The 13235-nt window shown below is 67.3% G+C and carries 6 protein-coding genes; all 6 read left to right on the top strand.

Features of this window, described 5'->3' with window-relative positions:
- Positions 1–50 precede the first annotated feature (50 nt).
- The 6 genes from BLW44_RS08365 (at position 51) to BLW44_RS08390 (ending at position 13234) form a co-directional block, all read left to right on the top strand.
- Positions 51–686, top strand: coding sequence for a TetR/AcrR family transcriptional regulator (locus BLW44_RS08365; protein WP_139305259.1), 636 nt, complete (start codon positions 51–53; stop codon positions 684–686).
- A gap of 82 nt (positions 687–768) precedes the next feature.
- Positions 769–2148 carry an FAD-binding oxidoreductase gene (locus BLW44_RS08370; protein WP_060927385.1) on the top strand — a complete coding sequence of 460 codons (1380 nt, stop codon included), beginning with the start codon at positions 769–771 and terminating at the stop codon, positions 2146–2148.
- Between the two features lie 230 nt (positions 2149–2378).
- The gene (locus BLW44_RS08375) at positions 2379–3035 is read left to right on the top strand and encodes a hypothetical protein (RefSeq protein WP_060927386.1); all 657 of its coding nucleotides are present in this window, start codon (positions 2379–2381) and stop codon (positions 3033–3035) included.
- Positions 3032–3979: an NAD-dependent epimerase/dehydratase family protein gene (locus tag BLW44_RS08380; protein ID WP_060927387.1), complete on the top strand. Its 948-nt coding sequence runs from the start codon at positions 3032–3034 to the stop codon at positions 3977–3979. Before BLW44_RS08375 ends, BLW44_RS08380 begins: the two co-directional genes overlap by 4 nt.
- Positions 3980–4136: 157 nt before the next feature.
- Positions 4137–11558: a Calx-beta domain-containing protein gene (locus BLW44_RS08385; protein ID WP_074731710.1), complete on the top strand. Its 7422-nt coding sequence runs from the start codon at positions 4137–4139 to the stop codon at positions 11556–11558.
- A 152-nt stretch (positions 11559–11710) separates the two neighbouring features.
- Positions 11711–13234 carry a S1C family serine protease gene (locus BLW44_RS08390; RefSeq protein WP_083389575.1) on the top strand — a complete coding sequence of 508 codons (1524 nt, stop codon included), beginning with the start codon at positions 11711–11713 and terminating at the stop codon, positions 13232–13234.
- Position 13235: the final 1 nt, after the last annotated feature.

Below are 13235 nucleotides of genomic sequence, written 5' to 3' on the forward strand. Positions count from 1 at the left end.
CTACAGGTGCAGAGGGATGTGATGGACTATACACCTGTAGAGTCGGGGCTGTGCAACCCCGAGTTTCTCCCACCCCCACTCGTCCGCAGACAATCGCGGATGCGGCCATCCGCATCATCGCTCGCGAAGGTCTGCGCGCTCTGACGCACCGTTCGACCGATCGTGAGGCCGGGTTGCCCCCGGGGTCGTGCTCTTACTACGCCGGTACGAGAGCCGCGCTGATTCAGCTCGTCGGTCAGCGGCTGGCCGAGCGCAGCATGGCCGACCTGCATCGCTTCTTCGACAACGTCGCTCGCATCGAGCCGATATCCGACCCCGACGGACGACTGCGTCAACTGGCCAGGGTCATCGCCGATTTCGCCGACAGCCTGCTCGCCCGCCCCGCAGACATGCGCGCCCGCTACGCCCTGGCGATGGACTTCCTTGAAGCAGACCCGCTAAGCGACCTGCTCTCGGCGCAGTCACCCCTGCTGGCCGATTCGTTCTCCCGAGCGCCGGACCTGCTTCGGCGCTTCGGCATCGCTGCGACCCCGGCGCATGGGAGGGACATCATGCTCCTCACCGACGCCCTGACCTTCTCACGCACGCTGCACGCGTCTTCCCCGCAACTGCAGTTGGACGTCGAAGGCGTCGTTCTCTCGCATCTCCGATCGCTGCCCACTGGAGCCGTGTCGGATGATGCATGAAAGGTCCACGCCAGCGCGCGAAAGGTGAGCGACAGGTTCACGGAGGAGAACGGTAGTCATACCGATTCCTCAGGAGGAACCCATGTCGACCAACACCGACACCGCCCTGGCCGTCGAACTCCGCGCCGCCGGCGTCACGCACGTCCACACCCTCGTCGACTCCGAGTATGCCGCTGCGCTGCAGGGGTTCAACCTCGACGTTGTGCACGCACCCGAGATCGTCGTCGTGCCCTCGAGCATCGACGAGGTTTCCGAGACCGTGAGCCTGGCCGGGCGCTACGACCTGCCGATCCGCGTCATTGGCAAGGGTCACGGGGTACTGGCCCCTGCGACCGGCGGTATCGTCGTGGCCACCGACGGACTCGCCTTCGTCGAGATCGACGCCGACGCGCGCACGGCCCGCATCGGCGCGGGCGCGACCTGGACCCAGGTGCTCGACGCAGCCGCGCCTTTCGGGCTCGCGCCGCTCTGCGGATCGGCGCCCCACGTCGGTGTCGTCGGGTATCTGCTCGGAGGTGGGATCGGGCCGGTGGCGCGCACATTCGGATTTGCCGCCGACCACGTGCGATCGATCAGCGTGATCACGGCCGAGCAGGGCCTCGTCCGTGCCGACGCACACTTCAACCAGGATCTCTTCTGGGCATTGCGCGGCGGCAAGGGAGGCTTCGGCATCGTTGTGGAGGTCGAGATCGATCTTTTCCCGTTACGGTCGTTCTACGGTGGCGGTCTCTACTTCACTGCGGAGGACACACCGGCGATCCTTCGGGCGTTCGGTGAGTGGTCGCTCCGACTGCCCGACGAGATGACGACCTCGATCGCCATGCTCCGGCTTCCCCCGCTGCCCGAGATCCCGGAGCCGCTGCGCGGGCAGTTTGTGTCGCACCTCCGGGTCGCCTACGTCGGCGATGCTCTCGATGCCGAGGTGCTACTCGCTCCGCTGCGGGCCGTAGCCACCCCGCTCATCGATGCGGTCAGGGAGCTGCCGTACTCGGAGATCGGATCGGTTCACGGTGATCCGGTGAACCCGATGCCGTTCACGGATGCGGGCATGCTGCTCGACGAGTTCGATTCGCAGGCCGCTGACGCGATCCTGCAGATCGTCGGCCCAGCAGCGGAAGTACCCATCGCCGCAGTCGAAATCCGCAGGCTCGGCGGCGCGCTCTCTCGGATGCCGGAGCACCCGAACGCCGTGACCGGCCGTGGGGCCGCATTCGGGCTGCACATCGTCGGGGCCCCGGTTCCCGAGCTGCTGCCCGTCGTCATCCCGGTCATCATCGACGGCGTCTTCGCGTCACTGCATCGATGGGCGAGCGGATCGACGCAGATCAACTTCGTGGGACGCGCCAACGGGGCAGAGGGTTTCATCCAGGCCTGGCCGACCGAGGTCGCGTCCAAGCTCGAAGACATCCGACGTGAGCACGATCCCGCCGGTCGATTCCCGTTCGGGATGGCCCTCTCATGATCCGCCGACTGACGTCGCGATCCGCACGGCTCCGGTCCGGCTCGCCCGAATCCCGGCGCACCTTGGGGTCCCGAGATCGAGAGGCCGAGGTGTTCGAGGCGGATGAGCCGTTCCTACCGAGTGATGGCCTCCGTATCGCTCTGGGAATGGCCATGCTCTACCGGTGATCGTGCGGTGACCGGCACACATACGCAGCATCGCTCACGCTGAGCGAGAAGAAGAGGACGGAAATGAGACGACTGCCCATACCGCAGCCGATCCCCCAGCTGCATCCGCTGAGGGACACGAGCTCGGCGCGGACGACAATTCAGGAGTTCCCTGGGCGTCGCCTGCGGATCACCATCGACCATGCGCCCCTGGAAGGCGTAACGCCGGACATGCTGCTCTGGTGGTTCTCCCACATCGGCGACACGATGACCTACGCGGGCCAGACCTACCCGCGATATCGCGTGTGGCACCCGCTGGATCACATCCACTGGGAGCTGAAACGAGAGGCACCGGGGGGCGGAGCCGCGGAAGGCGCCCGCTTCCGGATCGTCGAAGCCATGGGGCGGAGCGAAGCGCACTACGTCGACTCAATCGACCGGGTCGAGAAGCTCGATCGCACCGGCATCCGTCTCGTCCTCCGCGTCGCCGGCGCCCAGTTATTCCAGCTGGAGCACACCTGGTCAGAAGGGCGCGGGCGCACGCACTACGTGAGCGTCCTCGACCTCGGGTCGCGCTCCCGTTTGGGTTATCCGGTGAACGCCTATCTCCGGAAGCACGTCTTCGGTGCGGGCATGCCGGAGGCCTGGCTGAAGCACAACATCGAGGAGGTTGGACTGTTCGAGCACATCCTCCCGGAACTGTACGAACGAGAGCACGCAGGAAAGAGGAATCGATCATGAAGACAGAGGTGCACGCCGTCATCGGTGCCACCGGAGCCACCGGCCGGGTGATCGTGCGGGAACTCAGCGGGCAGGGGATCCCAGTGCGCGCGGTCAGCCGCCGCGGGGCCCCGTCGAGTCTTCCGGGGGTACAGGCGGTCGCCGCCGACGCGCTCGACTCGGGCAGCCTCACTGCTGCGCTGGAAGGCGTCGATGTCGTCTATCACTGCGTCATGCCGACCTTCGCGAGATGGCAAGCGGACTTCCCGCGCATGACCCGAGCGATCGCCGACGCCGCCGGAAAGGCCGGAGCTCGACTGGTCTTCGCCGACGACACGTGGATGTACGGGAAGGTCGAGGGCCTCATTTCGGAGCGGACCCCAGAGAACCCGGTCAGTCACAAGGGTGTCCTCCGTGCGTGGTTGGCGGAGATGCTCCTCACGTCGCATTTCCGCGGCGATGTGCCTGTCGTGATCGGACGTGCGTCCGAGCTCTACGGCCCGGGGGTGGGGTCTCTCCTAGGAGCCAACTTCCTCGGTGCCATCGCGAAGGGCAAGCGACCTCTCTATATCGGCGACCCTGATCTGCCGATCACCCCGACCTACATCGAGGACTTCGCACGCAGCCTCATCGTCCTCGGCCGTGCACCGGAATCATTCGGTCGGACCTGGATCGTGCCGACGCCGCTGCCGACGACCGGGCGCAAGCTGATGCGCATCGCGAGCAGCCAGGTCGGCGCTGCGCCGCGCCTCCATAAAATCGGCAGCGGCGTCGGCAAGACGTTAGGGCTTGTGTGGCCGCTGGCTCGTGAGGGCGCGGAGATGATTTATCAGTTCGAGCAGCCCTTCGTCGTGGACGGCAGCGACTTCACCGCCACCTTCGGCAGCTCGCCGACGAGCTATGACGCGGCGATCGCGTCGACGATCGCCTGGTATCGGGATGCCGACTCCCGGAGCACCCGCTGACGCGTAGAGAACACTCCTCAACAGCCCCACCGCCGTGCTCGGCGATGGGGCTGTCGCCTTTCACGACGACGAACTCTCTTGAAAGACCGGTGAAAGCGGCCGAGGTGAGACTCGAGAGGTCCGCGATCAGCGGCCGCCATCAACCCGGAAGAACTCCATGCGTACGCAGCTCTCCCGCCACCGCGCCTCCTTCACCGCCATCGCAACGATCGCGGCTCTCCTGCTGTCGCCGCTCGTCGCAGCGATGCCAGCGGCGCCTGCAGCCGCAATTGCGTCGGTGGCTGCCGCCGCGACACCCGAATGGGCCGCCTCCGTGCGATCCGAGCTGGCGTCGCTCTCCGAGTCCGTCGCCGCGGCCGTAGCCTCCGCCGACGAGATGTCGGCTGCGGCGGACGACCTGTGCGGTGTGCGTTGGGTCGGTCCGGAGAGCGGCGGTCGGTGGGACAATGCCGCGAACTGGGCGCCACACGTCCCGACTGACGCCGACGACGTGTGCATCCTCGCCGAGGACGTCACGATCGGCGCCAAGACGATCGTCTCGGTGAAGAGCCTCAACGCAGACGCGGAGATCATCGTCGCGGGAGACCTCGGTCTCGAAGCCCGATCGAGCATCGAGGCGCTCACCCTCACCTCCGAAACGGAAGCATGGGCCGAGCCGCGTCTGTGGCTCACCGAGGACACCATGCTCTCCGTGGTGAAGCTCAAGGTCGTACGCGCGAGTGCGTCCGCTCTGGGACACGGACTGCTTCATGTCACCGATGAGTTCGACGTGGTCAGCGCCGACTTCATCGTGGAGCCAGGCCTCTCGGTCGCGTCCACCGCTGTGACGGATGTCGACGGGGAGGGAGGGCTGCTGCAGATCCGTGCTCTATCGATCCTCCATGGTCAGTGGTGGGCACGCGAGGGCACGCGCATTGAGGTCGTCGGGCCGGTGGGCTTCCTCGAAGGTTCCGTCCTCGAGGGCGCCGGCGAGGTCGTCGTTGCGGACAAGGGTCGGCTCATCCAGGACGGCACGCTCGAAGTCGGCGCTCTGCTGGTCGAGACCGGCGGCGAAGCCGTCATCGACCCTCAAGGCGACGCGACGGTGACCCCGGGGGAGATCCGCGTGCAGGGCGGCGCGCTCTCCACCACGGCGTCGATCTCGCCCGCCCGGATGCGGCTCGGGGCCGGAACCTTCTCGCCCGGTGCCGACGTGCACGTCACAGAGTCGATCGCGTGGGCGGAGGCCCGCGTCGCAGCTCCCGGTGTCACGGTGCACACCCCGGAACTGGTCGCCTTCGGCACCGGGGGAGTGCTCGAGAGCGGCGCCGTCATCGCGGGCTCGATCCGAGTGCCGGACGACTTCGTCACCAACCTGACCATCGCGGCCGACGCGTCAGTGGACGCCGAATCGCTCGCCTCCGCTGTAGGGTCGACGTTCTCTGTGCTCGGGGAGGGCTGGTTCACTCTCAACGGCACTCTTAACGCCGAGCGATCCTCGGTCGAGATCGCGAGCCGCTTCAACCTGACCGAGGAGTCGTACCTGTCCTTCGGGCCTGCGTCCACGTTGCGTCTCGAGGGTGCGGGCACGATCGGGGGCGCGCTCTCGATGGGCGAGGGCAGCGCGATGGAGATCGTCGGCCAGGTCGAGTCGACGCCCCGCAGCACGATGAGCATGGCCGGCGATCTGAAGGTGCGCAAGGGGGCGCACCTGAGCGCGCACGGCTGGCTCTCGTCGACAGCACTCGTCGTGGAGGGCGAACTCTCAATGCACGATGAGGCCGCCGTCATCCCGCAGTCCGCACGCGTCACGGGCTGGCTGCACCTGATGGACGAGTCGCGTCTCGCCGCGGTACAGGTCTCGGTCGGCGACACCGCTGCGCTGACCATCGAGAAGTCCGCGACGGTCGACGTCTCGGGCGACGCCTCCGGACTGGTCGAGATCGACGCCGGTGGTGCGCTCGAAGGGTCAGGAACGGTCGAGGGATCCGTGCGGAACAACGGCACGCTGCGCCCCGGCGGTGACAGCTTCGGCGTGCTCACTGTGCACGGTGACTTGCAGCTGTCAGGCGCCTCGACTCTGCAGGCGCAGTTCGGCGCAGAGGCGGAGGACCGGATCACCGTGGGCGGCACCGCATCGCTCGGCGGCACCGTCGAGGTGATCGCCGACGACGACATCGAGCTTCCCCGCGCTGTCGCTCTCGTGTCGGCCGGTGCGATTCGAGGCGAGTTCGCTCCGCTGGACGGTTGCCGCGAACTCGAACGCGACGGATCCACGATGGTGCTCTACCTGATGCTGTGCGCCTCGATCGCCGACGCCGAAGCGGCCGAGGACGCCGGGCACGTCGAAGTGCCGATCGAGCTGTCGAGCCCATCCGGTACCGAGGTCGTCGTCAGTTGGATGACGGAGGATGGCACCGCCCGGGCGGGAGACGACTACGTCACCTCCTCCGGCGAAGTGCGGTTCGCGAAAGGAGAGACGCAGCAGTCGGTGCGTGTCCCGATCCTCGACGACGAGCGTAAGCAGGGGGATGTCGCCTTCACCGTGCAGCTGAGTGCTGGCGGCGACGTGCGGGTCGATCGCGAATCCGCGACCGTCACCATCCGCGAGAACGAGAAGATGCCGGAGTGGGTGACCCGTCTCATCCTGAACGACACCACTAGCCAGACTCGCATCTCCCATATGGATGAGACTCACGTGTACGCGAGAGCCGGCGACCTGACTTATCAGGTGAGCCTCGCAGACGGTCGCCGGGTGGCGCTCGATGGCGTCGCGCGGGTCGCTGATGCCCTGCCGGACGGTGGCCTGATCGGCTACTGCTGGGATGAGGCGCATGTCGAACAACCGTGCTTCTCGGACACTGGAGACCTCTGGCAATCGATGCCCGCGCCGACCGGAGGACGTGTCGAGCTCGTCGGCATCGATCCGGAAGGGCGCGTGTTCGCGCGCTTTGTGCCGCGCGGAGCGGCGGGTGGCGACGATCCGCTTTCCGCCACGACCCTCATGTGGGAGGACGTCGAAGCCGAGCCTGCGACCTTCGACGCGCCCGGTGCAATCGCCGCGATGAACGACCGCGGCGACATGATCCTCACGCGCGTCAACGGCAGCACTGGGACGAGCTGGTATCGCACAGCCGACGGCACACTCACCGAGCTCCCGGGCACCGGTGACCCGGCGCTCCCTCGTATCGAGGCGACCGCCCTGAGTTCCGACGGCAAAGTCGTGGGCTGGTCCTCCGGCTCGACCCCCGGCATCAGCGATGAGGCCTGGCTGTGGACTCCGGACGAGGGCGGCATCTCCCTCGGTCGCGGCACCCTACGTCCGACGTCCGTGAACGCGTCAGGCGTCGTCGTCGGCGACTCGTGGAACGACACCGCGTTGATCCACCGCGGCTGGATCTGGCGCGACGGAGTGCGCCAGAATCTCAGCGAAGTCGGGGACGGTCCGGACATCGGCATCGGCGAATACACCGGAGCGGTATGGATCACCGACACCGGCATCATCGGAGCCGCTATCGGGGCCATCCCCTTCGACAACCACGCACACGTCGCCCTCTATCCTGTCGGCGCTGCACCCGAACCGGCAAAACTCCAGTTCGAGGGGCATCTCGACGAAGCATCCGCCACCGGTGCCGACGAACCCGTGCTGGTGACGGACGACACCGTCGAAGGCAACACTGTCCGCCTCGTCGCGAACGTCGCCAACAACGACGAAAAGCGCTCAGTCAAGGACCTGAAGGTGCGGTTCTGGGTCGACGGCGAGGTCGTCTCGGAGACCGACTCGTTTGAGCTCGAGCCCGGAGATCGCATTGAGCATCATGCGCGGTGGGAGACCGAGGGGCTGGCATGGGAGGACGGCGTCCCGGCGGGAAAGCACGAGGTGACCATCGAACTTGTCGACGGTGACGGTGTGCGCGACACGCTCGAGGGCGAGGTGACGGTCAATCCCCGCCCGGTCATCGCGGTACCCGGATTCCTGTCCTCCGACGGAGCATGGCAGGAATTCACTGACCGGCTGCAGTCGGCCAACGAGGGCTGGCACGTCGAGATCACCGCGCAGGACGTCGCAACCGAGAACCCCGACGTCGTCGTGGCGAACGCCGCGACGCTCGCAACTACCATCCAGGAAGTACGAGCGCTCACCAACGCGCAGCGAGTCGACCTGGTCGCACACTCCACGGGAGGGATCGCCGCACGGGAGTATCTCGCCCGCGGAATGGAACACGGCGACGGCCGAGAGGTGGAGCGGCTGCTCATGCTCGGCACTCCGAACGCGGGAGCGGCGTGCGCGGATCTCTTCCTCGATCCGATTCATCTGCCCTATCGCAGCGACATCATGTCCCTGTTCAACCTTGCAACCAGCGAGACCGGCGGCGTCGCTGTCTCGGGGGCCGCCGGGACCGCGGAGACAGCGACCTGCGATGTCGAGGAGCCGGGTGACGGATTCTCTGTGGCAGGCTCCGCGCTCTGGAACGTGCGCGACGCCGCGACCTACGACCTGCGTCTTGAAGAGCTCGTAGGAGACGCAGAGGTGACGGAAGACTTCGTGCTTGCGCGCTTGTCGGGACAGGCCGGTGAGGCAGGACTGTTCGACTGGGTCGGCGACCTGTTTGACGGCGCTGGCCGGGCGCTGGGCTTCGTGGCTCCCCCCGAACGTCCTGCGCCGCAGGTTCTAGCCCTCCGCACGGCCACGCTGGCTCCGGGGGAGAAGCGCACCTGGGCCACCGCCGTTCCTGCCGACATCGCAGCGGCTGGCGTCACGATCAGCGCTCCCGCAGAGGTTTCCGCGCAATTCCGCTTCGATCGCGCCGGGGGCGAAGTCTATGACGTGCCGCAAGGCTCCGGAGCAGTGTCCGACCAGACGGTGCGGGTGGCGGGGCCTGCGGTAGGGAATTGGGCCGTCGACTTCACGAATTCTTCCGCCGAGAGGGTGACCGTGACCTACGCCGTTTGGGTGACTGGTGCGGCGACGCGCGTCATCGCCGATCTCGACGCTGTCGACCTCTTCGGAACAGCATCCGTCACCGCTCGTATCGACGGGCCCGGCGCTCGTCCCTCGACGCTCAACGCGTCCGTGACGACCGCAGACGGCGCGTCTCGCGAGGTGACCCTTCGTGACGACGGCACCCGCGGCGATGCGAATGCCGGCGACGGCACCTTCTCGGTTTCCCTCGAAGGCCTCGCGCAGGGCGCTGCCGGTGTGTACGTCTCCGGTCGCGTGGCGGGGGTCATCCGCGGCTCGACGGCTGCGACACTCCTGTCCGGGGGAGAGGACAACCCCGGGAACGATGCGCCCACCGCCCGCGACCTCATCGTCGACACGGTGTACGCGACACCCGTGCGGCTGCAAATGATCGGAGCCGATCCGGAAGCCGACGACTTGACCTACACGATCACCGAGCCCTCCGAGCATGGCACGATCGACGACGGGACCACTCCGCAGAGGATGTTCACCCCCGACCGCGACTTCGTCGGCGAGACCACCCTGCGCTACACCGTGTCGGACGGCCAGACCGAGTCGGCACCCGCCACGATCACGGTGCGGGTTGCGAAGGCGCCCGTCGAAGTATCGACCATCGAGCCACTGGGGCAGGGGGCCCGAGACAACATCCGCTTCTCACTCTCCGGACCCGCAGGATCCATCGCCCCCGACCCCGCCGTGCGGGTGGAATCGACGTGGCAAGGCGACCGAGACGCGGCCAAGATCGACGGTGCGCGGTTCGCGCGGCCGGTCGATCTCGGCACCGACCTGGCCGCCGGCACCTACCCATTCATCGTGCATTTCCCCGGCGACGCCTTCCACGAGGCCGGCGATGTGCGGGCGACAGTCCGCATCACCGCAAACGCCGCACCCCGCATTCTCGCGCTCTACGCCGGAGCCGGTGCGGAGGCTGGACGCGGCACCCGCCTCGACCTGCGTGCCTTCGACGCAGAGGAGGGGATCGTCCGCTACGACCTCGACGTCGACGGCGACGGCGAATGGGACATCTCTCACGACCGATCCGTCGAACCCGCAGTCGGCAGCGGTACTCGAGCGCAGTCTTTCGTGCATGAGTTCGCGACCGAGGGGGCCACCGTCGTCCGGGCACGTGTCACCGATCGTTTCGGCGTCACCGCCGAGCGAGAGCTGCACGTGCAGGTCACTCCGAAGGGACCGGACGGACCGCATCAGCCGATCCGCAACCCGGAAGGCGACATCCTCGCGATCGACCACGGCGTCGGCGACTGGAACTACACCGACCAGGCGCTTCCGGCGATCGGCGACAGCGGGCGCTACCTCGTAACCGGCGCGAGATCGTCGACCGATGCGAACGGTGGTCAGCGAGTCACCCTCACCGTGTCGGACACGGTGACAGGGACGCAGCGCACTTACGAGGCAGCCGTGCAGAACTCACAGAGCGCCGTCGGCCTCTCGTCGAACGCACCGCTCGGCGTCATCGGCTCGACGCTGCTGCACCTTGAGACCGGCGCGACAACGGATCTCGGCGCGCACGTCATCGACCTTCGTCGATCGACCGTGAGCGACGACGGGAACCGGGTCGTCACATGGGATCAGGCCACCCGACAGGTCATCCTCCGGGACCTCGCATCCGGAGAGGTGCGCGAGCTGGAGATCACGGGCGAGCTGGCACCACTGATCAGTGCAGACGGATCCACGGTCATGCGAGCCGGTGCTCGCCCCGGCACGATCACCGTCCTCAACGTGGCAACTAGCGAGTCGCGGGTCGTTGAGGTCTTCGGCCCGCGCGCTCGCGTGGTCGACGTCTCCGACGACGGACGCTTCGCGCTCGTGCGCGCCATCGGCGACCTCGGCTCCGCGCTCGGCGACACAGACGGGATAAATGACGCGTACCGGATCGACACCCGTACAGGTGAGCGCATCGAGGTCACCACGAAACTCGACCCGGGTGCTGCCGGCACTGCGCTGGGCGGACAGGCCGCGCTGAGCGGCGACGGCTCGACGGTCGTGGTCTGGGGCCGATCCAGCGGCGCCGCGCCCGGCCTGTACCGAGTCCTGGTCGAGGACGAGACCATGGTCCGGATCGATGTCACTCGAACCGGGGCGCCCGGGACGACTCTTCGCCGCACCGACGAGGGATGCCTCACTGGCGACATCGATCACTGCCCTCACTTGACCGCCTGGCCGGAGCAGCCGATCCTCGACGTATCGCCGGACGGGCGCAGCGTCCTGTTCGGAACGTTCCTCAACGACCTGTTCCCCGGTGATGTTCATGCGACAGTGGATGGTCCTGTGGGGTCGTCGGCGACAGACCTCGCGCACTCGTTGAACTACATCCGCTGGACCATGCCGGATAACCCCGGAGACCCGGACAACCCCGGAGACCCGGACAACCCCGGAGACCCGGACAACCCCGGAGACCCGGACAACCCCGGAGACCCGAACACCCCGAGCCCCGGAGATCCCCCGACTCCGGCTGACCCGCCGTCGGATACGGACCCCCAACCGCACCCGAGCGGGTCGGGTGGCCTCGCCGATACCGGCGCGGTCGCTCCCGTGATCGCCCTGATGGTCGCGCTCACCCTGCTGTTCGTCGGCGGGACGATGCGTCGTGCTTCCCGGCGGTCTGGCGCAAGCTGACCGCAGGAGGTGATCCCGCGAATCCCCTTTCGGATGCCGCCGCGGCGGCGTTCGGAAGGGGATTCGTGTCCGACAACGACGTGAAAGCGGACTGAAAGGGCGCGGCTGACGAAGGAAAGAGCACTGCAAGAGCCCCTTCCTAACCTCGCAGCATGACGATCAATGAATCCCGGGGACGCTCAGGTCGTCCCGTTCTCCGCATCGGCGCGCTGGCGCTGATCGGCGCCGGTCTCACCGCATGTACGGGACCAGCAGCCACTTCCGACTCCGCTGCTCCCGTCGATTTCGAGGGCGTGCAGTCGGCCACGATCCAGATCGAGGCGCTCGGCACGTTCGTCTCTCCCGAGCACGGGGGGTACGAGGCGGCCGGTCGCGGGTCCGGGTTCCTGGTCTCTTCCGACGGGATCGCGGTGACCAACAACCACGTCGTCGTGGGTGCGGGGACGCTCGACGTCTGGCTGGGAGGCGACACGTCGAAGACGTACAACGCGAAGGTGCTCGGATCCTCGGAGTGCCTCGACCTCGCGGTCATCCAGCTGACCGGTGACGATTTCCCGTTCTTCGGCTGGCGCGAAGGCGAGATCAAGACCGCGACGGATGTCTATGCTGCGGGCTTCCCGCTGGGCGACCCGACTTTTACGATGACACGCGGGATCGTCTCCAAGGCCTCGACCGTCGGGGAGACCCCGTGGGCATCGCTGGACAGCGTCATCGAGCACGATGCTCGGATCCGCGGCGGCAACTCCGGAGGCCCCCTCGTCGACCAGAAGGGCCGGCTCGTTGGTGTGAACTACGCCGGCAACGACACCCACGACATGAACCTTGCGATCCACCGCGACGAGGTCACCGGCGTCCTGGACGACCTCCAGGCTGGAAAGAGCGTGCTCAGCCTCGGCGTCAACGCACAAGCGATCTCCGATGAGGACGGTCAGGGCCTCGGTGTCTGGGTCAGCTCCGTGCAGTCCGGGTCGCCTGCTGACGATGCCGGAGTCGAGCCGGGCGATCTGATTACGAAACTCCAGGGCGTCACGCTGGGTCAGGACGGCACACTCGCCGACTACTGCGACGTGCTGCGCACCCACGGTCAGGAGGCGACCCTCGACGTCGACGTCTATCGTCCGGCCGAGGGCATCTATTACCGCGGACAATTCAACGGCGATGTGCTCGAACCGGTCGAGGTACTCAGTTCCGGCGGCGACCGCCCCGAGGACGCCGACAGTGCGGTGGCCGCCGGCGAGTTCGTCGCAATATCCGACGACTCGGGCACCATCGAAGTCGAAGTCCCGGCCGCCTGGGCTGATGTCGACGGCGCCGGCTACACCAACGACGACGGCACTTGGGTGAGCGTGATCGCCTCTCCCGACATGGCCGGGTTCGAGGAGGGATGGAACACTCCGGGCGTCTGGATCGCGGCCTCGACGGATGCCGCGGCACGAGTGAGCCCCGACGTGCTCCTACAGCGCGCCGACGAGTTCCTGGGCAGAACTGCACACCCGACGATGCCGCCGCGTTCGAGGACGGCGTACACACTGGCAGCTACGCGGTCTACGAGGAGTGCGGCGGAGTCGGCGCGGCCTACATCTTCCTCGCGGCGACCGCGAACGACGGCAGCTACACCATCACCGTCGCGGTCCAGGCGAACTCCGAAGCAGACCTCGCGGCCATCGACCGCGTGAT

Origin of the sequence: Microbacterium hydrocarbonoxydans (genome assembly GCF_900105205.1) — a bacterium.
Classification (GTDB): domain Bacteria; phylum Actinomycetota; class Actinomycetes; order Actinomycetales; family Microbacteriaceae; genus Microbacterium; species Microbacterium hydrocarbonoxydans.